General features: G+C 68.3%; 25 protein-coding genes, 2 tRNA genes and 1 pseudogene. 14 read left to right on the forward strand and 14 right to left on the reverse strand.

The genetic code is table 11. From position 1 onward, the window contains the following. Window positions 1-88 precede the first annotated feature (88 nt). Entirely contained in the window at window positions 89-964 is an 876-nt protein-coding gene (locus F1643_RS17260; protein ID WP_194914466.1) for an SDR family oxidoreductase, read from the reverse strand. 109 nt (window positions 965-1,073) lie between these two features. Here F1643_RS17260 and F1643_RS17265 point away from each other — a divergent pair, with 109 nt between their 5' ends. Continuing rightward, entirely contained in the window at window positions 1,074-1,898 is an 825-nt protein-coding gene (locus F1643_RS17265; RefSeq protein WP_255542935.1) for a hypothetical protein, read from the forward strand. A 239-nt stretch (window positions 1,899-2,137) separates the two neighbouring features. Here F1643_RS17265 and trxA read toward each other — a convergent pair whose 3' ends face one another. From trxA to F1643_RS17310, 11 genes are all read right to left on the reverse strand, one after another. After that, entirely contained in the window at window positions 2,138-2,461 is a 324-nt protein-coding gene (trxA, locus tag F1643_RS17270) for a thioredoxin TrxA (protein WP_194914468.1), read from the reverse strand. A gap of 149 nt (window positions 2,462-2,610) precedes the next feature. Then, window positions 2,611-2,925 carry a PD-(D/E)XK nuclease family protein gene (locus F1643_RS25040; RefSeq protein WP_370540664.1) on the reverse strand — a complete coding sequence of 105 codons (315 nt, stop codon included), beginning with the start codon at window positions 2,923-2,925 and terminating at the stop codon, window positions 2,611-2,613. Beyond that, window positions 2,850-6,086, reverse strand: a complete 3,237-nt coding sequence (addA, locus tag F1643_RS17275) for a double-strand break repair helicase AddA (RefSeq protein ID WP_370540665.1) — start codon at window positions 6,084-6,086, stop codon at window positions 2,850-2,852. Before addA ends, F1643_RS25040 begins: the two co-directional genes overlap by 76 nt. A gap of 56 nt (window positions 6,087-6,142) precedes the next feature. Further along, the gene (locus F1643_RS17280) at window positions 6,143-6,721 is read right to left on the reverse strand and encodes a hypothetical protein (RefSeq protein ID WP_194914470.1); all 579 of its coding nucleotides are present in this window, start codon (window positions 6,719-6,721) and stop codon (window positions 6,143-6,145) included. A 43-nt stretch (window positions 6,722-6,764) separates the two neighbouring features. Further along, window positions 6,765-6,986, reverse strand: a complete 222-nt coding sequence (locus tag F1643_RS17285) for a hypothetical protein (RefSeq protein WP_194914471.1) — start codon at window positions 6,984-6,986, stop codon at window positions 6,765-6,767. A gap of 61 nt (window positions 6,987-7,047) precedes the next feature. Continuing rightward, a complete protein-coding gene (addB, locus tag F1643_RS23650) occupies window positions 7,048-8,598 on the reverse strand; it encodes a double-strand break repair protein AddB (protein WP_255542937.1) in 1,551 nt (516 codons plus the stop codon). Next, entirely contained in the window at window positions 8,550-9,962 is a 1,413-nt protein-coding gene (locus tag F1643_RS23655; protein ID WP_255542939.1) for a hypothetical protein, read from the reverse strand. The genes addB and F1643_RS23655 overlap by 49 nt, the downstream gene beginning before the upstream one ends. Before the next feature lie 288 nt (window positions 9,963-10,250). Then, complete coding sequence (locus tag F1643_RS17295; RefSeq protein ID WP_194914472.1) at window positions 10,251-10,991, reverse strand: nucleotidyltransferase family protein; 741 nt, start codon at window positions 10,989-10,991, stop codon at window positions 10,251-10,253. Between the two features lies 1 nt (window position 10,992). Then, window positions 10,993-12,021 (reverse strand): aminoglycoside phosphotransferase family protein, encoded by a 1,029-nt coding sequence (locus tag F1643_RS17300; RefSeq protein WP_194914474.1) that lies wholly within the window; start codon window positions 12,019-12,021, stop codon window positions 10,993-10,995. Further along, complete coding sequence (tsaE, locus tag F1643_RS17305) at window positions 12,021-12,503, reverse strand: tRNA (adenosine(37)-N6)-threonylcarbamoyltransferase complex ATPase subunit type 1 TsaE (RefSeq protein ID WP_149227793.1); 483 nt, start codon at window positions 12,501-12,503, stop codon at window positions 12,021-12,023. The genes F1643_RS17300 and tsaE overlap by 1 nt, the downstream gene beginning before the upstream one ends. A 66-nt stretch (window positions 12,504-12,569) precedes the next feature. Next, window positions 12,570-12,998 (reverse strand): hypothetical protein, encoded by a 429-nt coding sequence (locus F1643_RS17310; protein ID WP_194914476.1) that lies wholly within the window; start codon window positions 12,996-12,998, stop codon window positions 12,570-12,572. Window positions 12,999-13,325: 327 nt separating this feature from the next. Between F1643_RS17310 and F1643_RS17315 the strand changes: the two genes are divergently transcribed. The 5 genes and pseudogenes from F1643_RS17315 to F1643_RS17330 all read left to right on the forward strand — a co-directional run bounded on the left by F1643_RS17315 (window position 13,326) and on the right by F1643_RS17330 (window position 17,787). Beyond that, on the forward strand, window positions 13,326-14,363 hold the full coding sequence (locus F1643_RS17315) for an NAD(P)/FAD-dependent oxidoreductase (protein WP_194914478.1): 1,038 nt from the start codon (window positions 13,326-13,328) through the stop codon (window positions 14,361-14,363). A gap of 127 nt (window positions 14,364-14,490) precedes the next feature. Then, complete coding sequence (locus F1643_RS17320) at window positions 14,491-15,984, forward strand: ABC transporter substrate-binding protein (protein ID WP_194914479.1); 1,494 nt, start codon at window positions 14,491-14,493, stop codon at window positions 15,982-15,984. Between the two features lie 90 nt (window positions 15,985-16,074). After that, a pseudogene (locus F1643_RS23660) lies at window positions 16,075-16,179 on the forward strand (ABC transporter permease); the annotation flags it as partial. Window positions 16,180-16,405: 226 nt separating this feature from the next. Next, window positions 16,406-16,963: an ABC transporter permease gene (locus tag F1643_RS23665; RefSeq protein ID WP_370540667.1), complete on the forward strand. Its 558-nt coding sequence runs from the start codon at window positions 16,406-16,408 to the stop codon at window positions 16,961-16,963. Beyond that, window positions 16,960-17,787 carry an ABC transporter permease gene (locus tag F1643_RS17330; protein ID WP_194914481.1) on the forward strand — a complete coding sequence of 276 codons (828 nt, stop codon included), beginning with the start codon at window positions 16,960-16,962 and terminating at the stop codon, window positions 17,785-17,787. The genes F1643_RS23665 and F1643_RS17330 overlap by 4 nt, the downstream gene beginning before the upstream one ends. A gap of 30 nt (window positions 17,788-17,817) precedes the next feature. Here the strand turns inward: F1643_RS17330 and F1643_RS23670 are convergent, their stop codons facing one another. Further along, window positions 17,818-18,585, reverse strand: a complete 768-nt coding sequence (locus F1643_RS23670) for a hypothetical protein (RefSeq protein ID WP_255542941.1) — start codon at window positions 18,583-18,585, stop codon at window positions 17,818-17,820. Here F1643_RS23670 and F1643_RS23675 point away from each other — a divergent pair. Both F1643_RS23675 and F1643_RS23680 read left to right on the forward strand, forming a co-directional pair. Then, on the forward strand, window positions 18,584-19,042 hold the full coding sequence (locus F1643_RS23675) for a hypothetical protein (protein ID WP_255542942.1): 459 nt from the start codon (window positions 18,584-18,586) through the stop codon (window positions 19,040-19,042). The genes F1643_RS23670 and F1643_RS23675 overlap by 2 nt on opposite strands. A gap of 153 nt (window positions 19,043-19,195) precedes the next feature. Beyond that, window positions 19,196-19,498 (forward strand): hypothetical protein, encoded by a 303-nt coding sequence (locus tag F1643_RS23680; RefSeq protein WP_255542943.1) that lies wholly within the window; start codon window positions 19,196-19,198, stop codon window positions 19,496-19,498. A gap of 140 nt (window positions 19,499-19,638) precedes the next feature. Here F1643_RS23680 and gpt read toward each other — a convergent pair whose 3' ends face one another. After that, entirely contained in the window at window positions 19,639-20,133 is a 495-nt protein-coding gene (gpt, locus tag F1643_RS17340) for a xanthine phosphoribosyltransferase (protein ID WP_063636029.1), read from the reverse strand. Between the two features lie 230 nt (window positions 20,134-20,363). On the opposite strand from gpt, the gene F1643_RS17345 reads away from it, so the two are divergent. The 6 genes from F1643_RS17345 (at window position 20,364) to F1643_RS17370 (ending at window position 24,009) form a co-directional block, all read left to right on the forward strand. Further along, window positions 20,364-20,440 (forward strand) — tRNA-Arg (locus tag F1643_RS17345). Window positions 20,441-20,625: 185 nt separating this feature from the next. Then, window positions 20,626-20,702: transfer RNA gene (locus tag F1643_RS17350), tRNA-Arg, on the forward strand. A 128-nt stretch (window positions 20,703-20,830) separates the two neighbouring features. Continuing rightward, window positions 20,831-21,781, forward strand: a complete 951-nt coding sequence (gene pip, locus F1643_RS17355; RefSeq protein ID WP_194914483.1) for a prolyl aminopeptidase — start codon at window positions 20,831-20,833, stop codon at window positions 21,779-21,781. 57 nt (window positions 21,782-21,838) lie between these two features. Beyond that, window positions 21,839-22,681: a bifunctional DNA-formamidopyrimidine glycosylase/DNA-(apurinic or apyrimidinic site) lyase gene (gene mutM, locus F1643_RS17360; RefSeq protein WP_194914486.1), complete on the forward strand. Its 843-nt coding sequence runs from the start codon at window positions 21,839-21,841 to the stop codon at window positions 22,679-22,681. A gap of 183 nt (window positions 22,682-22,864) precedes the next feature. Further along, on the forward strand, window positions 22,865-23,125 hold the full coding sequence (locus tag F1643_RS23685; protein ID WP_255542945.1) for a hypothetical protein: 261 nt from the start codon (window positions 22,865-22,867) through the stop codon (window positions 23,123-23,125). A gap of 113 nt (window positions 23,126-23,238) precedes the next feature. After that, window positions 23,239-24,009: an enoyl-CoA hydratase gene (locus F1643_RS17370; protein ID WP_194914488.1), complete on the forward strand. Its 771-nt coding sequence runs from the start codon at window positions 23,239-23,241 to the stop codon at window positions 24,007-24,009. Window positions 24,010-24,190 lie beyond the last annotated feature (181 nt).

A 24,190-nucleotide genomic window follows, 5' to 3' on the forward strand; every position in this document is an offset into this window, starting at 1 on the left:
TGTGTGTCTTTGGCTAAATCTTATGATTACCAGTATATGTCAATCATTTGCTTTGTAACCTTAGCTTTACCTCTTCCCGGATTTCCGGTCACAGCCCGGTCGCCAACTGCGCCTCCAGCCCGGCACGATAGTCGGGGTAGGCCAGTGTGACGCCGAGCTGGCGCTTGATGCGGTCGTTCTTCACCCGGCGGCAATCGGCGTAGAAGCTGGCGGCCATCGGCGACATCTCCGCCTGATCGAAGGGGATCAGCGGCGGCGGCTCCACCCCCAGCAGGCGGCAGGCATACTCCACCACCTCGTGCGAGGGGCTCGGCAGGTCGTCGGCCACATTGTAGACGGCGCCCAGCGTCGGCCGCGCCATCGACGCGCGCAGCGTCGTGGCGATGTCGTCGACATGGATGCGGCAGAACACCTGACCCGGCTTGTCGACCCGCCGGGCGGTGCCGTCGCGCACGGAATCGATGGCGCTGCGGCCGGGACCGTAGATGCCCGCCAGCCGGAACAGATGCATCGGCACGCCGTACTGGCGGTACAGGTTCAGCCAGCCGCGTTCCGCCTCCACCCGCCGCTTCTGGCGCTCGCCCGTCGGCTTCAGCCATGCCGCCTCGCTCACCCACTCGCCGCCGGTGTCGCCGTAGACGCCGGTGGTGGACAGGTAGCCGCCCCAGTCCAGCGTGCGCAGGTCGGCCAGATCGCGGGCATGCTGGTCCAGCACCGGGTCGCCCTTGGCATCCGGCGGGATGCTGACCAGCAGATGTGTGGTGCCGGCCAGCGCCGCCTTGGCATCGGCCAGCGGCCGGCCGCGGTCGAACAGGAAGGCCTCGATCCCCTGGGCCTCCAGCTCCGCCTTCTTCTCCTCGCTGCGACAGGTGGCGGCGATGCGCCATCCGTCGGCGCGCAGCGCGTCGGCGAAGACGCGGGCGCTGTAGCCGGGGCCGAAGACGAACAGGCGGGGATCGGTCATTGCGGGCGGTTCCGGTTGGGGCAGGGGAATCCGTAACGCCGGGGCGTGGCTTGTGGGCTCGGCTTGCGGGCTTGCGCCCTGCTCGGCGATGGCGGAGTGTAAAGGCACCATGACCCGACGCAATCCTTACCTTTCCGGCGCGCTGGCCCTCGGGCTGTTCGCAGCCCTGCCGGCGGCGCATGCCGCATCCGGCTCCTCGTCCGCCCTGGACCGCAACCGCGAGCTTCAGGCCTGCTCCGCCAAGGCGGAGGCGAATCCCGACGGCGCCAAGGCCGACGCCAAACGCTGGCGGGAGCAGGGCGGCGGCGACCACGCCAAGCTCTGCGAGGCGCTGGCACTGTTCCATGCCGGCGACTTCAAGGCGGCCGGCACCCAGATGGAGGCGCTGGTGCCGACGCTGGGGAAGGATGATCCCAAGGCCGCCGCCTCGCTGCTCGGCCGGGCCGGCTGGGCGTGGCTGCGTGCCGGCGACCAGGGCCGGGCGGAGCGGCTCTACAGCAAGGCACTCGACAAGATGCCGGGCGACACCGACCTGTTGATCGACCGCGCCTTCGCCCGTGCCGAGGGCGAACGCTTCTGGGACGCCATCGTTGACCTGGACGCGGCTCTGTCCCGCGACCCGCGGCGGGCCGACGCCTATCTCTATCGCGCCGCCGCCCACAAGGCGCTGTCCAACTACCGGCAGGCGCTGTCCGACATCGACCATGCGCTGGAGCTGAAGCCCGGTGACCCGGAGGCGATCCTGCTGCGCGGCAACGTCAAGGCGCTGGGCGGCAACCTGCCCGCCGCGCGCGACGACTGGTCGCTGACCCGCCGCGTCGCTCCCGACAGCGAATGGGGCCGCGCCGCCGCCGACAACCTCGCCCGCACCGCCGAGTTGGCGGGGGCTGCGGGTAAGGAGAAGGCGAAGGAGCCGCCGAAGAAGGCGCAGTGAGGGGAGGTGTCGGCTGACGATGCCCCCTCCCTAACCCTCCCCCGCTGGGCGGGGGAGGGGGCATGCGCTTGTTCGGGAGAGTGCTTGTCCGACAGAGCAGCGGCAGTCCCTCCCCCGCCCGGCGGGGGAGGTTAGGTGGGGGTCTAACTTCACCCGAAGCCATCCACGCCCCCAACGAAAAAGCCCCGCCGCGGCAACCGCGGGCGGGGCTTTTCCTTATCTGAACGGACCCGAACGGATTACAGCGCCGAGTCGACCCACTGGAACAGCGCACCCTTGGGCAGGGCGCCGATCTTGGTGGCGGCGACGCTGCCGTCCTTGAACAGCATCAGCGTCGGGATGCCGCGCACGCCGTACTTGCCCGGGGTGCCCGGGTTCTCGTCGATGTTCAGCTTGGCGACGGTGACCTTGCCTTCATACTCGCGGGCCAGCTCGTCGAGCGCCGGGGCGATCATCTTGCAGGGGCCGCACCATTCCGCCCAGAAATCGACCAGGACCGGGCCGGTGGCCTTCAGGACGTCCTGCTCGAAGCTGTCGTCGGTAACCTTGATGGTGGTGCTCATGTGACCTCTAGCCTGGATTCGGAAGCGCCGCGGACCGGTTGTGGAAGGCCGGCGGCCATCGCCCCGTCAGTGGAATTGAGCAAAATGTAGGGCGGAGGCGCCCGGCCGGTCAAGTCACCCCATCTTTCGGGGGAGCGGCCGGCCACCTCTCACCCCGCCCGCGGGGCCAGACCCGCCGCTGCTGTGTCCAGCACCGAGGGGGGCAGTTCCATGGTGTAGGGGCCGTCGGTCCACAGCAGCACGCAACGCACCCGCCGTCCCGGATAGACCGCCCGCAACGCCTCGCGGTAGGCGGCCATCTGCCTACGGTAAACCATTGGCACGTCTTCCAGATCCCGCGGCGGCGGCCGGTTGGTCTTGTAGTCGACGATCCACACCGTATCCCCGGTCAGCGCCAGCCGGTCGATGCGGCCGGCCAGCGCCCGGCTGCCGTCGCCCAGCGCCACCACGCCGACCAGCGGCACCTCCGCCGCGAGCCGGGGCCGAACAGATGCGCGAACTCCGCATGGCTCAGCACCGCCAGCGTCTCGCGCGCGATGGCGTCCTGCTGGTCCGGCGTCAGCTTGTGCGCCGGCCGGGCGAGGAAGCGGCGGCAGGCGGCCTCGCGTGCCTCCTCGGCCAGATTGGGCAGCGTCTGCAGCAGCCGGTGCACCAGCAGGCCGCGGCGGAAGCGCTGGCCGTCATCGTTGCCGAGCGGGGAGCGCACCGCCGGTTCCTCGCCATCCGGCCGCGACGGGGTTAGCGGGCGCGACGGCTCCGGCTCGCCCGGGGCCGGCTCGGCGATCCAGGGCGGCGGCGGCTCGGCGGACGCACTCTCTTCCGTTTCGACATGGCGCGGCACCACTGCGGTCTGGGCGCCGACCAGCCGCCAGCCCTCGCCGGCCCAGCCGTCGGGGCACAGGCCGGTGAAGTCGAAGTCATGCGGCACGCCGTTCTCGCGCATCGCCTCTTCCACCAGCCGGTACCAGCAATCGTCGGACGGCTCGCGCTTGCCCTGGTGGCCGCAGATGTACAGGCGGTCCTCCGCCCGCGTCAGCGCGACATACAGCAGCCGGCGATATTCCTGGTCGCGCCGCCGGTTGGCCCGAGCCCGCGCCTCGGCGCACAGCGCGTCCTCCTGGGACCGCCGGGCGGCGAAGAGCGGCACCGGGCAGTCCTCGTCCGGCCACAGGATCGGCGGGCTCTGCGTCGGGCTGCCCAGCGTGTCGGGCAGGAAGACGATCGGCGCCTGCAACCCCTTGGAGCCGTGGACCGTCATGATCCGCACGGTGCCGCCGCCCTGTTCCAGCTCGCGCTTGATCTCCGCATCGCTGGCCGCCAGCCAGGCGAGGAAATTCTGCAGCGACGGCGGTTCGGTCTTCTCGAAAGCCAGACAGACGGCCAGGAATTCCTCCAGCGGGTCCTGGGCGTCGGGGCCGAGCCGCTTCAGGATCGCGCGCCGCCCCGACCGTGCGTCGGCCGGGCAGGGCCGGTTCAGCAGCCCGGCGAACAGCTCGTAAGGCGCGGAAAAGTCGGTGCGCGCCAGCAGGTCGCCCAGATAGCGCCGGGCCGGGCGGAACTCCGGCTCCGTCTCCGCCAGCGCCACCAGGGAGCGCCACAGCGTGCCGCGCCGGCCATGGGCGACGCGGAACAGCGCCTCCTCGGTCAGCCCGATCAGCGGGCCTTTCAGCACGGTGGCGAGGGTCAGATCGTCGTCGGGCAGCAGCAGGAAGTCGGACAGCGCCACCAGATCCATGACGGCGAGCTGCTCGGTCAGCACCATGCGGTCGACGCCGGCCACCGGCACGCCGCGGTCCTTCAGCGCGCGGACCAGTTCGGTGACGAAGGCGGTGCGGCGGCGGACCAGCACCATCACGTCGCCGGGCTGCACCGGACGGCCCTTGGCCTCCAGCCTCTCGCCACTGTCGATCCAGCGATGCACCGTCGCTGCGATGACCGAGGCGAGGCGGGCCGATGGCGAGTCGGCGGACTCGCGCGCCACCGGCGGCGCCCAGGCCGGCGTCTCGACGGCTTCGGCCGGCTTTACCGGCGGCCACAGCTCGACCAGCCCGGCCTGCCCGCGGCGGAAGGCGCGGTGGCGGATGGTCGGGCTGGCGTCGGACGCGACACCGTCCCGGGCTCGGTCGATGGCGAAGACGGCGTCCACCGTCTCCAGCACCGCCGATGTCGAGCGGAAGGAGATGTCGAGGTCCACCCCGGCCCACAGCCGTTCGGCCGACTCCGCCTTGTCCTGGAAATGGCGGCGCATGCGGGCGAATTCGGCGGGATCGGCACGCTGGAAGCTGAAGATCGACTGCTTCTCGTCGCCCACCGCGAAGACGGTGCGAATCTTGCCGTCAGGGGCCGCAGCCTCCAGCTCTGCGAAGAACTCGCCGGCCAGCGAGGCGACGATGGCCCACTGGTCGGGGTTGGTGTCCTGCGCCTCGTCGATCAGGATATGGTCCAGGCCGCCGTCCAGCTTGTACAGCACCCAGGGCACACGCGGCGCCTTGTCCTCGTCGCCGCTTAGCAGCCGGTTGGCCGCCAGGATCAGGTCGTCGTAATCCAGCAGCGCGCGCGCCGCCTTGCGCTCGCGGTAGGCCTCCAGCATCGCCTGTGCCAGTGTCAGCAGGGCGGTGGTCGATGCGGCCACACCGGCGGCCTTCACCCGCTCCGATATCTCCACCAGCCGCTCCGCCTCCTTCTGCAGGGACAGCAGAGCCTGCGGGTAGGCGGTGGCCGGCTTCTTGGTGATCAGCGTCTTGCGCGGGCTGCCCTCCGCGGTCAGGAACAGCCGCTTGTAGGCCTCGAAAGCGCGGACCCGGCGGTCGGCGGCGTCCAGCCAATGCTGGATTGCGATGCCGCGCTCCTGGTCGCCGACGCTGCCGCCCGACAAGGCTTGGCAGGCCTCGCGCAGGGCCGGCGGGTCGCACTGGTGGTCGTGGCAGGCGTGGGTCAGGATCGATTCCTCGGTCACGCCCGGCGGCACCCCCAGCCGGTCGTGGATGGCGTCGATCAGCCCGTCCAGGCCTTTGAACTTCTTGAACAGCTTCTCCACCTGCCCACGCTGGCTGGCCAGCTCCGCCAGCAGGTCCGCGAAGTCCTCGGCGTTCAGGTCGCCGGTCAGCCAGCCCATGGCGCGGCCGAGCGGGCTGTCCGGCTCGGTCCGTCCGGCATGCAGCACGGCATCGCGCGCCTCGGTCAGCAGCCCGTCGGCGGTGCGGTCGTCCATCACGTCGAAATGCGGCGCGAGTTCCGCCTCCAGCGGGAAGCGGCGCAGCAGCGACTGGCAGAATGCGTGGATGGTCTGGATCTTCATGCCGCCGGGACAGTCCACCACCTGGGCGAACAGGCGCCGGGCATTCAGCCGCGCTTCCATCGACGGCCGCTCGCCGCAGAGGTCGGCCAGCCGGTCCTCCAGCGCCTCGTCGGGCAGGGTGGCCCACAGGCCGAGCGTCCGGTTGATGCGGATCGCCATCTCCGCCGCGGCGGCCTTGGTGAAGGTCAGGCACAGGATGCGCGCCGGCGGCGTGCCGGACAGCATCAGCCGCAGCACCCGGTCGGTCAGCACCTTGGTCTTGCCCGACCCGGCCGAGGCGCCGACCCACACCGACGCGGTCGGATCGGACGCCCGCCGCTGCGCCACGTTGGGATCGAGCGGCAGGAAGGAAGAATTCAGAGCGGTATTTCCAACGCTACTTATCATAACTTATCATAGTGTGTTGGAAGATCCTCGCTGTATGCCTTTTGTAGCATCCTGAGCATCAATATAATCCATTCCAAGCTCGGTTTCCTATCAGCATAATGATAGAAGCAATACAGAAGATCTCTTTCTTCCATTGCTTCTATTTTTTCTACATTTAACTGTAAGATTGTAGCCACAACTTGATAAGAAAAATACGGAACCAATAGCTTTGCATAAGCAGACTCCTGAAGTTCAGGTTCCATTCGGAAAAGGGTTATTGGATCCAGATCAAGCAATACTGTTGTCATGATCGCGGCTATTTTCGAAAAATTTATTAGATGATCTTCGGAAAAGTTATTTTCATCCCTAAATTTTTCTACTCGGCTAAAGTATTCACAGACAATATGATCTATGAACTGACTATTTGAGTTAAAGGAAATAGAATTTTCCAATCCGTGTTTTCTGAAAATGACTCGAGAAAATATCCTTGCTGTACTCTCTCCAACTTTAACCAAAAAGTTCTTCCTTTGAAGAAACTTTCTATCAAATAATGGCCTATTAAGGTTAAAACCATCTTCAATTTCGCGGAAAGACATATAGCTACCCTGTAATTAATAGGTGATTTACTTTGAGTTTGCCTTATTTCTTGCTTATGGAATCAATGAAATTTCCTAGGCGGCGTTCAAAGATTTTCTCAGTTCTTTCCAGATACCGGAGAGCTTTATCCTCATCAAAGGGGGGGCTGTTGTTTTCTATCTTCCAGCCGCCCAAGGTGTTTGCACTCGGTATTGGTGCTTTCTCCGCGCCCTTTTCCTGTTCGAGTTCAAAAATGTCAAACAACTTGTGCTTTAAGGACTCCATCGCCATACATCCATATAAAAAGTCATTGATGCAGAATAACCTATTAGCATAAAAGTGACGGTTAATCCACGGCCTCCCCGCCACCAGACGACCATTCCTGGACTCGGGCCAAATGAGCGTAGTCTGTATACCGCGGCGCCATCGCCGGGCGCGGGCGGGAACGGTAGGGGGTGTTCGGGTCGTCGAACCGCGCGATCAGCGCCTCCAGCCCGGCCCGTGCCAACTCGCCCAATGCCGCCGGATCGCCCTTCACCGGCTTTTCCTCGCCGGCCGGGTCGCCGCCGGACAGGCGCCAGAAGGTCAGTTCGGCCACGTCGCCCTTATCCACCCCGCTGAAGCCGCCGGCCGCGGCAATGGCGGCCTCCAGCGGCAGCTGCGGGGCGAAGCCAAGCTCGATCTCGCGCGTGCTCGGCGGGGTGCCGGTCTTGTAATCGATCACCACCAACCCGTCGGGACCACGGTCGATGCGGTCGGCCTTGGCGGTCAGGGTGAAGGGGCCGCCGGGGCCGGAGAGCTCCAGCCGGCCCGGCACCTCGGTCGCCAGCGGGCGGATGCGGGGGCGGCGGTCGCGCTCCAGATCGACGAACCAGCCGGCCACCCGCTCGAAACGCGGCCACCAGAAGGCCCAGACGTCGGGGTGGCTGCGCAGCAGCGGTCCGAACCGGTCCCGCCCGAGCGCGATCAGCCGGTCGAGCGCGTCATGCGGCAGCGGGCCGGGATGCTCGCGCACGAAGGCGTCGAGCGTATCGTGGATGATCTGGCCGCGGTCCGACGCGCCGGGATCGGCGGCGATGGGGTCGAGCGCCCGCAGCCGCAGGGCGTGGCGGGCATAGATGGCGTAGGGGTCGCGCATCCAGGTCTCCACCTCGGTCACCGACAGCTTGCGCGGCCGGGCGGTCAGCGGCGGGCGCGGTTCGGGCGCCGCCACCGGCTGCACCCGGTCGGGCTCGTCCAGCCCGCGCGCCCAGCCGAGCCAGCAGGCCCCGCGCTCCTCGATCACGCCGTCCAGATCCAGCGCCTTCAGCACGGTTTCCAGCCGCAGCAGCCAGCGCGACGGCACGGTCGGCGTTCCCTCCACCCTTGCCGCGCGGGTCAGCACCACCTCCGGCGCGCCGCAGGCGTGGGCGAAGTCGTGGGCCGACATGCCGACCAGCCGTTCCGGGCTGGGCAGGCCGAAATCGCGCCGCATCGGCCGCGACATCCAGGGATCGGCGGAGGCGGCCGGCGGCCATGTCCCCTCGTTCAGCCCGCCCAGGATGGTCAGGTCGGGATGCTGGAGACGCGCCTCCATCGGACCCAGAATAGACAGCCGCGGGTGCAGGCCATAGCGGGGGCGCACCGCCCGCGCGCTCATTAGCGCGTCGAGCAGCGCCGGGTAATCCTTGGCCGGGATCGCCGGGAAGCCCTCCGCCGCGTCGAGCAGATCGTGCACGAAGCGTGCGGCCTCCTCGCCGTCGTCCTGGCGCCACAGCCGCTCCGCACCGGTCAGCGCGTCGTCGGCGGCCAGCGATTCGCAGAAGGCGACATGGGCGCGGACGAGGTCGGCCAGCGGCGTCTCGGTGGTCAGCGCCTCCAGGAAGGGGCGGCGCGCTGGCCGATGTCGACCAGCCATGTGCGCAGGAACTCCTGCTGCTCCTCATGGTCGAAGCGGTCGGCCTGTTCCAGCGCCGCCAGCACGCCGTCGAACCCCTCGGCCGGGCGGGGGCCGCGCAGCACCACACGCTCCAGCGCGCGGGCGGCGGCGCGAAAATCCGCCGAGTCGCGGCCGCCGGCCGCCATCGGGTGCTTGGCCAGTGCCAATAGGGCCAGCGGATGGACGCGGCTGGCCACCAGCTCCGCCGTCAGGCGCAGATAGGTGCCGACCGCGGTGTGGGCGAGCGGCTGGCCGCCCGAGTCGTTCACCAGGATGCCCCAGCGTGCCAGCGCCATGGCGACCCGGCGCCCAAGGTTGCGGTCGGGGGTGACCAACGCCGCCCTCTTGCTCGGAGTCTCCAGCGCATGGCGCATCAGCAGCGCGATGACCTGCGCCTCTTCCTCCGATGTGGCGGCGTCGATGCGGGTCAACCCGTCCAGCGCGGAGGCATCCACGCCCGACAACTCGCGCCAGCCTTCGGTGGTCGCCGCCGGTCGCATCGCCTCGGCGATCAGCCGGGCGCGGGCGCCGCGCGGCTCGGTCGCGTCGGTCCAGGGCTGCACCTCGGCCCGTTCGACGCCCAGCAGATGGATCAGTTGTGACAGGCCGTGCTGCGGGTGGGACTCATCGCCGGCGATGGCGTCCCAGATGGTGTCGTCGGCGCCGGTGTCGAGGCCGGGCAGCACCACCGCCCCCTGCGGAAGCCGGGCGATGACCGCCAGCAGTTCCGTCGTCGCGGCGATGGAGCCGGTGGAGCCGGCGGCGATCACCATGCCCGGCGGCGGCGCGGCCTGCCAGAGTGCTGCCTGCGTCTCCAGTGCCAGATTGCGGCGCTTGGCCGGGTCGGCTTCTCCGGTCGACTCGAGGATGGCGGGCCACACCTCGGTGATGATGCGCAGGAATTTGAGCGTGACCTGCCAGTGCTCGGCATAATCCTCCGGCACCAGCGACTCCAGCTTTTCGAAGCCGGCGCGCTCGGTCCACACCGCGTCGATCAGCCGTCCCAGATCGGCACCCAGCCGCACCGCCTGCGCCGTCGTCGCCGACAGCCCCTCCGCCCCCAGGATCAGCCGCGCCAGCGTCATCTGCCGGTTCAGCGGCGAGATCGCTTCCGGCAGGTCGAGCGGGACGTCGGGCAACTCCTCCTCAGTCAGGCTGAGGTCGCCGGCGTCGAGTTCGCCCAGCGGCGCCATCCGTGGCAGCAGCGTCGGCAGCCCGCCGGAGCGGCGCAGGAAGGCCGCCTGCAGCGCCCGGCAGGCGCGCCGAGTCGGCAGCAACACCGTGACCCCGGCCAGCGCCATCGGATCGCCGCCGACCCGCTCCATGATCCCCGCCGCCAGCATGTCGACGAAGGGCGCACCGCGGGGATGCTGTAGACTTTGGGGTGGGTCATCGGCATGCGATCAGTTCCAATGAGCGAGCCGCTTGCCCCCACCCCAACCCTCCCCCGCTCTCAGCGGACCTATGGTCCGCCTGCCGCGTCAGCACAAAGCGAAGCTTTGTGCGAGAGCTGGGCGGGGGAGGGGGCAGGTGCTTGTTTGGGAGGGCGGCGGCAGTCTCCTCCCCCGTCCAGCGGGGGAGGATTAAGGTGGGGGCAAAACTCCCCATCGATAGTACCTTAATCCACGCCCTCAATGCGCCACCGCCCGCACGCCGCCGATGGCCAGCAGGTCCTCGGCTTCCTTCAGCCCGGCGGGCGTGCCGATGTGGAACCACAGCCCGTCATGGGCAAGGCCGAACAGCCGCCCAGCCTCCTGCGCGCGGTCCCAGATCAGGTTGGTGGAAAAGGCGCCGTCCGGCGTGTCCGCCGCGAACAGCTCCGGCTTCACGATCTGCACCCCGGCATAGACGAAGGGCGCCAGTTCGCGCTCGGCCCGGCGGGTCAGGCGGCCCAGCGGGTCCATGTGATAGTCGCCCAAGCCTTCAAAGCCGACCGACTTGGTCGTCGCCATCAGCAGCAGCAGCGCATCCATCTCCGCCGGGTTCCAATGGGATGCCAGGCGGCGCAAAGCCGGCACCGGGCCGTCCAGCCAGAAGATGTCGGCATTCACCGTATAGACCGGCGCCGTGCCCAGATGGGGCAGCGCCTTCTTCACCCCGCCGCCGGTCTCCAGCAGTGTATCCTCCGGCGACAGGGTGATGGCCGGAGCCGCCCGGTCCTTCAAATGCTCCCCGATCATCGTGCCCAGATAGTGGCTGTTGACCACTGCCCGGCCGACGCCGGCGGCGGCCAGCCGGTCGAGCGCATGGTCCAGCATCGGCTTGCCGAGCACCGGGATCAGGGGCTTTGGCATGTGGTTGGTCAGCGGGCGCATCCGCAGGCCCTGGCCGGCGGCCAGCACCATAGCGGTGTCGGGAATGGTCACGGTCATCTCAGATCGTCTCCGGAACGACGAAGGCGGCGCGAGCCTCGGGCTGCAGATGGCGGTCGAACCAGGCGGCGACCGGCCCAAGCTCCGGCTTCGCCAGCTGAGTCTCCAGCAGGCGCCAGACCCGCGGCAGATGGACAAGGTAGGACCGCCGCCCCTGGCTCAGCGCCAGACGGACGAAGATGGCGACGATCCGCGTGTGGCGTGCCGCCCCCAGAACCGCCATGGCGCGACGGAAGGCGGCGGCATCGGTGTCGGGGAACGCGGCGAGGTAGCGCACGACCATCGCCTCGGCCAGATCGGGCGCCACGTCGCGCCGCGCATCCTCCAGCAGCGAGACGAGGTCGTAGGCCCGCGGCCCCCAGCCCGCGCTCTGGAAATCGATCAGACCGGCAGCATTCACTCCCGGCCGCGGCAACCGCATCAGGTTGTCGACATGGTAGTCGCGCAGCAGAAGCGACGGCGCACCGGCGCAGACCGGCTCCAGCACCGTCCGCCAAGCCGTATCGAAGTCGGAACGATCCTGTGTGCTCAAGGAGCGCCCCAGTACCACCGGCACATAGGCGTCGATGAACAGCCGGGTCTGCGTGATGAACAGCGCCGGATCGTAGACGGGCAGGGCGAGGCGCTCCGCCGCCCCCTCCGGCCAGTCGCGATGGAGGACGATCAGCGCGTCGGTCGCCAACTCGTAGAGATGCTGTGGATCGGCACCGTCGGCCAGCAGGCGGGAGAATGTTTCGCTTCCGAAATCATCCTGTATCGCTAATCCTCGTTCCACATCCGATGCGATCACGGCGGGAACCGACAGCCCGATGGCCGTCAGTTCGGCGCCGATGGCGATGAAGGGGGCGAGGTCGTCGGCCGGGGTGGGCGTGTCCACCAGGATCAGGGTTTCGCCATCGGCCTTGCGAAGGCGTTCGTAGCGGCGGGCGGAGGCATCGCCGGCCAGCGGTTCGCGCACGGCATCGGACAGGCCGTTGGCGGCCAGGAAGGCGGCGATCTCCGCTTCCCGCGCAGAAGAGACAGCAGCCATCACAGCGTCCAGTCGGCGGCGGCCACCCGCGCCGCCAGCGCGCCATGGCCGGTCAGAGTGGCGCGGCGGGCGTCGGGGCCGTCATGTTCCATCGTCACCTCGACCCGGTCGGGCGGCAGCAGCGGGCCCAGCCGGTCCGGCCACTCCACCAGCGCCACGGCTTCCGCCCGCGCATCGTCCCAGCCCAGTTCATACACCTCGTCCGGTCCCGACAAACGGTAGAGGTCGAAATGCCAGACCGGGCCGATGGCGGTGTCGTAGGTCTGCACCAGCGTGAAGGTGGGGGACGGCACCTCGGCGTCCTCATGGGTGACGCTGCGGATCAGTGCCCGCGACAGCGCCGACTTGCCGGCGCCGAGATCGCCGCGCAGCGCCACGAGGTCGCCCGGCCGCAGGAGGACGCCCAGCCGGCGGCCCAGCGCCGCGGTGGCGGCCTCGTCCGGCAGCGGTACGGCGAGGGTGTAGGGGGAGATGTCCGACATGGCGCGGATACTGTGCGAAGCCGCCGCCCCCCGCAAGCCGTAAAGATGGGTGGGGCAGCGGCAGGCTTACCGGCCGACCCGCCGCTTCGGCGACAGCCGGTCTCCCGCTCCCGCTCCGGCTCCCTCCGCCGCACCGGCCACCACCAGCCGCGGCGCCTTGTTGAAGTTCATGGTGATCATCAGCGTCAGCGCGCCGTTGATCAGGTGGAGCATCTTGTCGGACGCCACCGGCAGGGGGATGCGCCGGCCCATGCAATAGCCGACCAGCGCCGCCGTCACTTCGGTATCGGCCAGCACCAGCTCGGTCACCGCGCCGTCATCGTCTGTGATGGACAGTCGGGTTTCGATGCCCTCCTGCTCCGGCCCCTCGTTGCGGTGGTAGACGATCCTGGACACGGTGCCGACCGGCAACGGATCCTTCACCCGGCGCCGGCGGTCGAGCACGGCCCGCACAACCTCCTGGTCGGTGAAGACCAGACAGCGAAGTTCCTTCATTCCGGGCCTCCACCCGACTGGCATCCGGACCGGCCTCCGGGCTGCCCAGCCCGGCCATCCGCCTTACGCTCCTACTGTCCGCCTTGCACTCCCCGGTGCGCAATCGACAAATTTAAGCGAATTTATGCGAAATTGTGAAACCCGTGCCGCCGCATCGGCCCGACATCCGGCCCCATGCGCGACACAGCACCGCTTTCCCCTTGCTGGGGGTTGACCCGGCCGGGAAATGCGGACAATGGAAGGGCCATTCGCGCACCTTCATCCTTCACCCGGCATCCTTCACCCGGCATCCTCCACCCGGCACCCCGTTCCAAGGAATTGGCTTTCATGTCGCAGACCGCATCCAGTCACGACGTCCTCACCACCGATGTCGTCATCGTCGGCGCCGGCCCCGTCGGCCTGTTCGCCGTGTTCGAATGCGGCATGCTGAAGATGCGCTGCCATGTGGTGGACGCGCTGGACATGGTCGGCGGCCAGTGCACGGCGCTCTACCCGGAAAAGCCGATCTACGACATCCCCGCCCACCCCTCCATCGAGGCGGCCGACCTGATCGACCGGCTGGCGGAACAGGCCGCTCCCTTCGCGCCCACCTATCACTTGGGCCAGCAGGTGGAAAAGCTGACCCGCCAGGACAGCGGGCGTTGGCTGGTGGAGACCAGCATCGGCACGAAGATCGACACCCAGGCGGTGATCATCGCCGCCGGCAGCGGTGCCTTCGGCCCCAACCGCCCGCCGCTCGACGGGCTGGAGGCCTATGAGGGCAAGTCGGTCTTCTACATGGTTCGCCGCCGCCAGGACTTCGCCGGCAAGAAGGTGGTGATCGCCGGCGGCGGCGACAGCGCCGTCGACTGGGCCATCTCTCTGGCGGACATCGCCGAGCGCGTCTATGTCGTCCACCGTCGGCCGAAGTTCCGCGCCGCGCCGGAAAGCGTCGCCCGCATGGAGGCGCTGGTGCGCGAGGGACGGATCGAGATGGTGGTGCCCTACCAGCTCTCCGGCCTGGAAGGCGAGAACGGTCAGCTGACCGCCGTGCGCGTCGCCACGCTGGACGGCGAGGAAAAGGCGCTGCCGGCCGATGCGATGCTCGCCTTCTTCGGCCTGTCGATGAATCTCGGCCCCATCGCCGACTGGGGCCTGGACCTGGAGCGCAGCCACATCGCGGTTGCCCAGCCCGGTTGCGCCACCAATGTGCCGGGCGTCTTCGCCATCGGCGACATCGCCACATATCCGGGCAAGCTGAAGCTGATCCTCTGCGGCTTCGCCGAGGCGGCCCAGGCCGCCCATTCCATCCGCCCGCTGGTCTACCCGGGCGAGGCGCTGCATTTTGAATATTCCACGTCCAAGGGCGTGCCCGGCGCGGCCTGATCCTAAGGCGCCCCATCCGCGGGCCTAACGGAAAGCGGGTGGGCCTCCGCTTGCGCTCTCCCGCGCCGCACCGCATCATCGCGGCAACGAAAACGTCGGCAGCGACGAGACGGGGGAGTTTGCCATCATGTCGACCGCCAAGCAGCGCTTTACCCTGGCCGCCATCGCCGGACTGGCGCTGGCCGCCGCGTCCCAAGCGGCCCTGGCCCAGCCGCGCACCGACCTCGTCGTCGGCATGGCGCTGGAGCCGCCGCACCTCGATCCGACCGCCGGGGCGGCGGGCGCCATCAAGGAAGTCACCTACGCCAACCTGTTCGAACCGTTGCTGCGCGTCGATGGCGAGGGCAAGCTGGTTCCCGGCCTGGCGGAGCGCTGGACCGTCTCGGAAGACGGGCTGACCTACCGCTTCGCTCTGCGCCCGAATGCCAAGTTCCACGACGGCACCGCCGCCGATTCCGCCGACGTGAAGTTCACCCTGGACCGTGCCCGCGCCGGGGACTCGGTGAACGCGCAGAAGTCCTATTTCGCCCCGATCGCCCAGGTGGAGACGCCGGACCCGCAGACGGTGGTCGTCACCCTGTCGCGCCCCGACGGCCTGTTCCTGTTCCACATGGCGAGCGGAGACGCCGCCATCGTCGCCCCGGAATCGGCGCCGACCAACAAGCAGAAGCCCGTCGGCACCGGCCCCTTCAAGTTCGACCGCTGGGTCGCCGGCGACCGCGTCGTGCTGGTCCGCAACCCCGACTATGACGGGGTGAAGCCCAAGCTCGACCGCGTGACCTTCCGCTTCGTCAGCGACCCCGCTGCCCAGGTGGCGGCGCTGAAGGCCGGCGACATCGACGCCTTCACCCTGTTCAGCACCTACGAGGCGCTGCCGGAGTTCCGCAACGACCCGAAATTCACGGTGACGGTCGGCTCGACGGAGGGCGAGACGGTCCTGTCCACCAACAACGCGCGCAAGCCCTTCGACGATGTCCGCGTCCGCCGCGCCATGGCCCATGCCATCGACCGCAAGACGCTGATCGAAGGCGTGCTGTACGGCAACGGCGCCGCGATCGGCAGCCATTTCCCGCCGCACCGCGAGGGCTATGTCGACCTGACCGGCATGTATCCCTACGACCCGGCCAAGGCTAAGGCGCTGCTGGCCGAGGCCGGCTACCCGAACGGCTTCGACACCACCCTGCGCCTGCCGCCGCCGCCCTATACACGCCGCGGCGGCGAGCTGGTCGCCGCCATGCTGGCCGAGGTCGGCATCCGCGCGAAGATCGAGCCGGTGGAATGGGCGGCCTGGCTGGAAAAGACGTTCAAGGGCAAGGATTACGACCTGACCATGATCGCCCATACCGAGCCGCTGGACATCGACATCTACGCCCGGCCCGACTACTACTTCAACTACAAGAGCGAGCGCTTCAACGCCCTGAACGAGGAGCTGAACCGCAGCCAGGATCCGGCCAAGCGCAACGCGCTCTACGGCGAGCAGCAGAAGATTCTGGCGGAGGATGCGGTCAACGGCTTCCTCTTCATGCTGCCGTCGGTGACGGTGCAGAAGGCCGGCCTGACCGGCATGTGGGTCAACCGCCCGGTCCAGGCCAACGACGTCACCAACGCCGCCTGGAAATAGCGTCGAGCAAGTAAGGATAGCCCCCGCGTGCTCGCTTTCCTGCTGCGACGGCTGGTCAGCCTGATCGTCACCGTCTGGCTGGCCACCATCGTGGTCTTCACCGTGCTGCAGCTGGTTCCCGGCGACCCGGCGCTGTTGATGCTGGGCGTCAATGCCCAGCCCGACACGCTGGCGGCGTTGCGCAGCCAGATGGGTCTCGACCGGCCGATCCTTACCCGCTACCTCGACTGGGCCGCCGGGCTGGCGCGCGGCGATCTCGGCGTCAGCCTGACCTATGCCCGCCCGGTGGCGGAGCTGGTGGCGGAACGGCTGACGGTGACCCTGCCGCTGGCCCTATTGTCACTGGCGATCAGCACGGTGCTGGCCCTGCCGCTCGGCCTCTATGCCGCGGCGCGGCGGGGCAGGGGCGGGGACTGGGGCGGTGCTGGGCTTCGCTCAACTGGGCGTGTCGATGCCCAGCTTCTGGATTGCCATCCTGCTGATCCTGCTGTTCTCGCTGACCCTGCACTGGTTCCCGGCCGGCGGATTTCCGGGGTGGGGCGGCGGCATCGGTCCGGCGCTGCATGCGCTGGTGCTGCCGGCCTTGGCGCTGGCGGTGCCGGAGGCTGCGATCCTCGCCCGCGTCACCCGCACCGCCGTGCTCGACACGCTGGGCGAGGACCATGTCCGCACCGCCCGCGCCAAGGGGGTGGGCCGCACCGCCGTCCTGCTGCGCCATGCCCTGCCCAACGCGCTGATTCCGGTGGCGACGGTGCTGGGGCTGCAGATTTCATTCCTCTTGGCCGGCGCGGTGGTGGTGGAGAATGTCTTCACCCTGCCGGGGCTGGGCCGGCTGCTCTATCAGGCCATCGGCCAGCGCGACCTGATCGTCGTGCAGGGCGTGGTCGTGCTGCTGGCGCTGTTCGTGGTGGTGGTGAGCGCGCTCGTCGACATCGCCTGTGCGCTGGCCGACCCGCGGCCGAAAGGGGTGTCGTCGTGAGGCGGCAGCTTCCCCTCTCCCTCCATCTCGGCGCCGTCCTGACCCTGCTGCTTGTCGCCATGGCGCTGCTGTCTCTGCTGTGGACGCCCTACCCGGCGGAGCAGGTGCGCGTGATCGCCCGGCTGAAGCCGCCGAGCGCTGCCCATTGGCTGGGCACCGACCATTTCGGGCGCGACGTGCTGTCGATGATCATGGTCGGCGCCCGCAACTCGCTGGCGGTGGGGGCGGCGGCGGTCGGGCTGGGGCTGCTGGGCGGGGTGCCGCTCGGGTTGCTGGCCGCCGGGTTGGGGCGCTGGGGGGACGAGGTGGTGGCGCGGCTGGGCGATCTGGTCTTCGCCTTTCCCGCCGTACTGACGGCGATCCTGCTGACGGCGGCACTGGGCGCCGGAGCCATCAACGTCGTGGTGGCGCTGGCCCTGTTCAACGCCGCGGTGCTGGCCCGCGTCACCCGCGGCGCGGCGCTGGCGGTGTGGCCGCGGCCCTTCGTGGGTGCGGCGCTGGCGCTGGGGCGGGGACCGCTGTCGGTGACGCTGGTGCATGTGCTGCCCAACATCGCCGGGATCATCGTGGTCCAGGCCACGGTCCTGTTTGCCGTCGCCATCGTCAACGAGGCGGCGCTGAGCTATCTCGGTCTCGGCATCCAGCCGCCCAGCCCCAGCTGGGGCAAGATGCTGGGCGACGCCCAGACCTACCTGTTCACCGCGCCATTGCAGGCGGTGTTTCCCGGTGTCGCCATTGCGCTCTGCGTGATGGGGTTGACGATGCTGGGGGATGGCCTGCGCGACTGGCTCGACCCGCGGCATCGGTCGTCGGGGGTGATGTGAGGGGGTAACGCCGCAAGGAGCGGCAACATCTCACCCCACCGGCCGCGTCCGTTCCGACAGCTCGATCAGGTCCATCAGCTCGTTGCTTTTCCAATAGCGCGACTTGCCCACCTCGGTGCGCGCCGTGGCGACGAGGTCGTCGATGATCGCCTGCTCTTCCGCGCCCAACTCCCCGCCGCGTTCCAGCCGGTGCGACAGCAGGCGGGTCATGTTGTGGCTGAATGTGGGGATCCAGGCGCTGACGCGCTGGCCGAACACGCCGGCGATGGCGTTGATCCGCAGGAGATGCTCCATCCGTTCGTCGAGCGGGTCGGCATCCTCGAACTTCATCGCCTTCTCGACGTTGGCGCGCAGCTCCTCCAGCAGGTTTTCGCGCCATTTCACCAGATCGTAGGTCTCGAACCCGAAGTCGCGCGACATCGCCTGCCAGCGCCACAGCAGCCGGGCGAGCCACACCACGTCGCCATGGTCGATGACCGGCTGGCGCCGGGCGGCGGCGGCCTGGGCGGAGCGTTCCATCGCCACCGCGGCCACCCGCGCTCCGATGATCTTGGCCGCCTGGGTCCAGGCATTGCGGAAAGCCGGCTCGCTGCGCCGATCCTCCATCAGCCCGGCGGAAATGGCGGCGTGGACCAGCTGGTCCAGACGCTGCACCAGTGCCTCCAGCCGCGCCTTCTCCTTGGCGCTGGGCCGGATGGCGGAGCCGGGAACCCGGTCGTTCAGCTTGAGGATGACGGTCAGCGCCGCGGTCAGCGCGCGGGTGACGCCGACGAAATGGCCGGTCAGCGCCGCGGTCATGGCGTCGCCGCGGGCCGGGATCGACGCCGCTCTGCCGGATGTAGAGCGCCGCGACCGGATAATTGCGCTTCACCGTCAGGACCGACAGCGGCAGCAGGTTCGCCGGATCGTCGCCGCAACGGTCGCGCAGCTGCTCCGTCGCGTCCTGCAGCAGGTCGGCCAACCGGTTCGCCTCCGCCTCGCTGCCGCAGGAGGCCGGAAACTCCTCCAGCCGCTCGGCGACAGGCTTCACCGGTCCTTCGGCATTGGCCAGAACCAGATGCATCAGCCGCAGCGTGCCGATGTCGATGGCCGGCGTCTTTTCCAGGAATCCCGACATCAGGCGGGTGCGGCGCGGCCGGTTGCGCGACAGTCCGGCCAGCAATTCGTCCGTTGCCTTCTTGTTCGCCAGCACGGCGTCCAGATGCTTCACCGCGGCGACGCGCATCCGCTCCTTCATCACCATGGCGACGGGTGAGCGCAGGATGCGGTCGATCACGTCGCCGCGCGCCATCTCGTCCAGCGTCTCCTGCGCCTCCACCGCCAACAGCGGGAAGGCGTCGCGGCTCAGCGCCTCCCACAGGGCACCGACATCGACCCGCTGCAGCATGCCGGGGATGGACAGACCGGCGTGGTACAGCACGTCGTCGTCGATCAGGAAGGCTTCGAACAGGTTGGTGAACAGGCGCCGGGCGCGGTTGGTGCGCTGGCGGTTCAGATATTCGATGACATATTGGCGGACGAGCTGGACCCGGTCGGTCGGCTCGCTGTCCATGCCCTCGATCTCGCTCAGCAGGCTGTAGACGAGGCTTGCCGGCAGCCGTGCCACCAGCGCGTCGATCTTCTGCCGCAGCTCTTCCTGGTGCAGTTCATCCGGGCGTATATCGCCGGTCGAGTCGTCGGTCATGCGCGGGCCGCCACGCGATGTTGGTAAGGCGCTGGCGGGCGCAGACGCTCCGCCGCGCGTCATTTAGGACGCAAACGGTAAATTTTATGTAATGAGCGCGGAACGCGTGGACCGGCGCACCGGCATGGCCCCCGCATGCCGCGGGGAACCGTGCCGGTGGCTGGCCGTCAGCTGTTGCGCAGCTTGGCGATCGGCTGCGAGAACTGCAGCTCGATGTCCCAGGGGAAGTGGATCCAGGTGTCCTGGCTGACTTCGGTGATGAAGGTGTCGACCAGCGGCCGGCCGGCCGGCTTGGCGTAGACGGTGGCGAAATGCGCCTTCGGCAGCATCTTGCGCACGACTTCCGCCGTCTTGCCGGTGTCGACCAGGTCGTCGATGATCAGCCAGCCCTCGCCGTCGCCGGCATTGGCGCCCTCGACACCCTTCAGCACCGTCGCGTTGCGCTGCTGCTGGTGGTCGTAGCTGGAGACGCAGACGGTGTCGATCATGCGGATCTCGAGCTCGCGCGCGATGATCGCCGCAGGAACCATGCCGCCGCGCGTGATCGCGATGATGCCCTTCCACGGGCCACGGTCGATCAGGCGCCAGGCCAGCGCCTTGGCGTTGCGGTGGAGCTCTTCCCAGGACACCGGGAAATGCTTGTTGAAGGGGGCTTCGGCCACGGTACTGACTCTCCAAAAACAGCAAGGGGACTGTATAACCCAGCCGCCGTCGCCCGGCAATCGGGGGTGATTCGTACGCACTGGACCGACCGTCGCAGGGGCGTCGCAGGGGCGTTGGAAGGCGGGCGAAAATTCGTGAAAAAAGCGCTTGCGGGGCATGGGGTGTTTGAGTATGTTGCGCGCCTCGACGCCGACGCCTGCCGCCGACGCCGGGACAGACGGTGGACAAGGCGCCCGTAGCTCAGCTGGATAGAGCATCAGACTACGAATCTGAGGGTCAGGAGTTCGAATCTCTTCGGGCGCGCCATCCTTTCCGTTCGACAAGACAGGCCACCTCCGCGGTGGCCTTTGTCGTCTGGAACGCCGTCATAATCCGCAAGAAAGCTTCGCGTTTTTCGTCGTGAAAAGCTCTTGCCTTCGATGACGGATTTGAGTAGGTTGCGCGCCTCGACGCCGGGGGACACTTCGACGGCGAGACGTTTGGTGGATAAGGCGCCCGTAGCTCAGCTGGATAGAGCATCAGACTACGAATCTGAGGGTCAGGAGTTCGAATCTCTTCGGGCGCGCCATCCTCCATAAAATGATCGACACGCAAGGCCGCCTCCGGGCGGCCTTTGTCGTTTCACGACTTCGTCGCTCTGGCGCGAGCCCCGGTGGCTCCTCTACACTTGTGGCCCGCACCACTGGATGCATGGCCATGCCCCGCAGCGACTTCTATCCGCCCATCGACCCGTTCCAGACCGGCACGCTCGCCGTCGACGGGATCCATACGGTCTATTGGGAGCAGGCGGGCAACCCGCGCGGCGTGCCGGTGATGTTCCTGCATGGCGGGCCGGGGGCCGGGGCCTCGCCCACCCACCGCCGCTTCTTCGACCCCGCCCATTACCGCATCGTCGTGATGGACCAGCGCGGGGCCGGCCGCTCCACGCCGCTCGGCGAAACGCGGGAGAACACCACCGAACGGCTGGTCGAGGACATCGAGACGCTGCGCCGGCATCTGGGGATCGAGCGTTGGCACCTGTTCGGCGGCTCCTGGGGCTCGACGCTGGCGCTGGCCTATGCCGAAACCCATCCGGAGCGCTGCCTGGGCCTGATCCTGCGCGGCATCTTCCTGATGCGGAAGAGCGAGATCGACTGGTTCCTCTATTCCATGCGCGTCCTGTTCCCGGAAGCCTGGGCCGCCTTCGCCGGCCACATCCCGGAGGACGAGCGCGGCGACCTGCTGGAGGCCTATTGGAAGCGGCTCGACTCGGCCGATCCGATGGTGCGCATGGCCGCGGCGCGGGTGTGGAGCATCTATGAGGGCAGCTGCTCGTCCCTGCTGCCGTCGCCCGACCTGATCGCGGCCAGCGGCGAGGATCGCCACGCCCTGGGGCTGGCGCGGATCGAGGCGCATTACTTCCGCTCCAACCGCTTCACGCCGGAAGACAAGCTGCTGCGCGACGTGTCCCGCATCCGCCATCTGCCGGGGGTGATCGTCCAGGGCCGCTACGACATCGTCTGTCCGGTGATCTCCGCCGACGCGCTGCACCGCGCCTGGCCCGAAGCCGACTACCGCATCGTCCCCGACGCCGGCCACTCCGCCATGGAACCCGGCATCCGCGCCGCGCTGATCCAGGCGACGGAGCGGTTCAAGGAATATCGGTGACGCTCTCCTTGCCTCCTTGGGCTTTAACTTCCGTCCCACCCACCCCACACTCTGCCGATGCCTGAACTTCCCGAAGTCGAGACGGTGTGCCGGGGCCTCGCCCCGCATCTCGAAGGCCGGCGGCTGGTCCGTGTGGAGCAGCGGCGGCCGAACCTGCGCACCCCCTTTCCGCCGCGCTTCTGCGAGCGGCTGACCGGCCGGCGCGTCGAGTCGGTGCGGCGGCGGGCCAAATACATCCTGATGCATCTGGATGACGGCGGCGTGCTGATCGCCCATCTCGGCATGTCCGGCCGCATGATCATCGCGCCGGAACGCCCCGATTCCTTCGACAAGCACGACCATGTGGTGTTCGAGACCGACGCCGGCACCGTTGTCACCTTCAACGACGCCCGCCGCTTCGGCCTGATGGATCTGACGGTGGCGGACGCGCTGGGCGACCATCCGATGCTGCGCAACCTGGGACCGGAGCCGCTGGGCAACGAATTCTCCGGCCCCGAGCTCGCCCGCCGTCTGGCCGGCAAGATGACGCCGGTCAAGGCCGCGCTGCTGGACCAGAGCGTCGTCGCCGGTCTCGGCAACATCTATGTGTCGGAGGCGCTGTACCAGTCCGGCATCCTGCCCACGCGCAGCGCTGCCAGCCTGATGCCCGAGGAGGTCGACCGCCTCGCCCTTGCGGTGCGCGAGGTGCTGGAGCGAGCCATCGCCGCCGGCGGCTCCTCCTTGCGCGACTACCGGCAGGCCTCGGGGGAGCTGGGCTATTTCCAGCACCAGTTCGCCGTCTACGACCGGGAGGGGGAGGGCTGCCCCGATTGCGACTGCGACCGCTCCCGGACGGGGGGCGTTCAGCGGATTGTACAGTCAGGCCGCTCGACTTTCTTTTGTGCGGCGCGCCAACGGTGATATAGCTGGGGCATGACGGCTCTACCGGCCATGCTCCGGGCGGCGTCCGCCGCTTTCCTCCTTGCCGGCCCCGCGGTCGCGGGCCTGGGGAGCTTCCTTATTCCCATTCCTCCGGCATTCGCCGCCCAACTGGTCGCTGCCGACTCCGGGCCGTTCGTCCCTGGCTTCACCGACGTTCCGGTGATGCCCGGGCTGGCGACCGCCGAATCGGAGCCGCTGGTCTTCGACAAGCCGGGCGGGCGGATCGTCCAGGCCGTGCTGGCGGGGGAGGTGCCGCGCCAGGCGGTGCTGGCCTTCTACGACCAGACCCTGCCGCAACTGGGCTGGCGCCGGGCATCCGACCGGGTCTTCGTCCGCGAGGGCGAGGAACTGCGGCTGGAATTCCCTCAGCAGGCCAAACCCCGGGGCGCGACCGCCGTCCGCTTCACTTTGACGCCGCGCTGAAGGCGGGAACACCCGCCATACTCGCGCGAATTCTCGTTCGACACCCCTACACAACCACGAGTCCCGGAAGCAACCGGGCTCGCCCCATCGGGAGAGTGCTGCAGCCATGTCGTATGAAAACCATCCTCGTCGAGACCCGCGGCCCGGTCGGCCTGATCACGCTCAACCGTCCGAAGGCGCTGAACGCGCTGTGCGACCAGCTGGTGACCGAGCTGGGCCAGGCGCTCGACGATTTCGAAGCCGATGGCGCCATCGGCGCCATCGTCGTCACCGGGTCGGAGCGCGCCTTCGCCGCCGGCGCCGACATCAAGGAGATGGCCGGCTTCTCATATATGGATGTCTACAATTCCAACTTCATCACCGCGAAGTGGGAGCGGCTGGCCAAGTGCCGCAAGCCGACCATCGCCGCGGTGGCCGGCTTCGCTCTCGGCGGCGGCTGCGAACTGGCGATGATGGCCGACTTCATCCTGGCGGCCGACACCGCCAAGTTCGGCCAGCCGGAGGTCACCATCGGCACCATTCCCGGCGCCGGCGGCACCCAGCGCCTGACCCGCTTCGTCGGCAAGTCCAAGGCGATGGAGATGGTCCTGACCGGCCGCATGATCGATGCCGCCGAGGCCGAGCGCTGCGGCCTCGTCTCCCGCATCGTCCCGGCCGCCGAGCTGGTGGAGGAGGCGGTGAAGGTCGCCACCAAGATCGCCTCGCTGTCGCAGCCGGTCATCGCCATGGCCAAGGAGGCTGTCAACGTCGCCTATGAGTCGACCCTGGCCGAGGGCATCCGTTTCGAGCGCCGCCTGTTCCATTCGACCTTCGCCACCGAAGACCAGAAGGAAGGCATGGCCGCCTTCGCCGAGAAGCGCCAGGCCGGTTGGAAGAACCGCTGAGTCGCTGCACCTGCGTTGACTCTGCCGTCCGGGCCATCCCCTGCATATTGCGGGGGATGGACCAGATCCCATCAAGATGTCGTCCGCGTACGATTAGTCAAAATCATCGGGCGTCCACGCCTTGACTCGAGGTGCGCTGCCGCGTATAAGGCGCGCTCGCATCACGACAGCCGTGTCGTTC

The sequence above is a fragment of the Azospirillum sp. INR13 genome (assembly GCF_015390205.1).
Lineage (GTDB): Bacteria > Pseudomonadota > Alphaproteobacteria > Azospirillales > Azospirillaceae > Azospirillum.

What these genes read in the sequence shown, in the direction of transcription:
- F1643_RS17300 (WP_194914474.1), bottom strand. Translation starts at nt 12,021, where the DNA reads ATGGCTGCTGTCTCTTCTGCGCGGGAAGCGGAGATCGCCGCCTTCCTG.
- F1643_RS23655 (WP_255542939.1), bottom strand. Translation starts at nt 9,962, where the DNA reads ATGCTGGCGGCGGGGATCATGGAGCGGGTCGGCGGCGATCCGATGGCG.
- pip (WP_194914483.1), top strand. Translation starts at nt 20,831, where the DNA reads ATGCCCCGCAGCGACTTCTATCCGCCCATCGACCCGTTCCAGACCGGC.
- mutM (WP_194914486.1), top strand. Translation starts at nt 21,839, where the DNA reads ATGCCTGAACTTCCCGAAGTCGAGACGGTGTGCCGGGGCCTCGCCCCG.
- F1643_RS23685 (WP_255542945.1), top strand. Translation starts at nt 22,865, where the DNA reads ATGCCCGGGCTGGCGACCGCCGAATCGGAGCCGCTGGTCTTCGACAAG.
- F1643_RS17315 (WP_194914478.1), top strand. Translation starts at nt 13,326, where the DNA reads ATGTCGCAGACCGCATCCAGTCACGACGTCCTCACCACCGATGTCGTC.
- F1643_RS17295 (WP_194914472.1), bottom strand. Translation starts at nt 10,991, where the DNA reads ATGACCGTGACCATTCCCGACACCGCTATGGTGCTGGCCGCCGGCCAG.
- F1643_RS17370 (WP_194914488.1), top strand. Translation starts at nt 23,239, where the DNA reads ATGAAAACCATCCTCGTCGAGACCCGCGGCCCGGTCGGCCTGATCACG.
- F1643_RS17310 (WP_194914476.1), bottom strand. Translation starts at nt 12,998, where the DNA reads ATGAAGGAACTTCGCTGTCTGGTCTTCACCGACCAGGAGGTTGTGCGG.
- F1643_RS17285 (WP_194914471.1), bottom strand. Translation starts at nt 6,986, where the DNA reads ATGGAGTCCTTAAAGCACAAGTTGTTTGACATTTTTGAACTCGAACAG.
- F1643_RS17265 (WP_255542935.1), top strand. Translation starts at nt 1,074, where the DNA reads ATGACCCGACGCAATCCTTACCTTTCCGGCGCGCTGGCCCTCGGGCTG.
- F1643_RS23670 (WP_255542941.1), bottom strand. Translation starts at nt 18,585, where the DNA reads ATGACCGCGGCGCTGACCGGCCATTTCGTCGGCGTCACCCGCGCGCTG.
- tsaE (WP_149227793.1), bottom strand. Translation starts at nt 12,503, where the DNA reads ATGTCGGACATCTCCCCCTACACCCTCGCCGTACCGCTGCCGGACGAG.
- F1643_RS17280 (WP_194914470.1), bottom strand. Translation starts at nt 6,721, where the DNA reads ATGTCTTTCCGCGAAATTGAAGATGGTTTTAACCTTAATAGGCCATTA.
- F1643_RS17320 (WP_194914479.1), top strand. Translation starts at nt 14,491, where the DNA reads ATGTCGACCGCCAAGCAGCGCTTTACCCTGGCCGCCATCGCCGGACTG.
- addB (WP_255542937.1), bottom strand. Translation starts at nt 8,598, where the DNA reads ATGGCTGGTCGACATCGGCCAGCGCGCCGCCCCTTCCTGGAGGCGCTG.
- F1643_RS23675 (WP_255542942.1), top strand. Translation starts at nt 18,584, where the DNA reads ATGGCGTCGCCGCGGGCCGGGATCGACGCCGCTCTGCCGGATGTAGAG.
- F1643_RS17260 (WP_194914466.1), bottom strand. Translation starts at nt 964, where the DNA reads ATGACCGATCCCCGCCTGTTCGTCTTCGGCCCCGGCTACAGCGCCCGC.
- trxA (WP_194914468.1), bottom strand. Translation starts at nt 2,461, where the DNA reads ATGAGCACCACCATCAAGGTTACCGACGACAGCTTCGAGCAGGACGTC.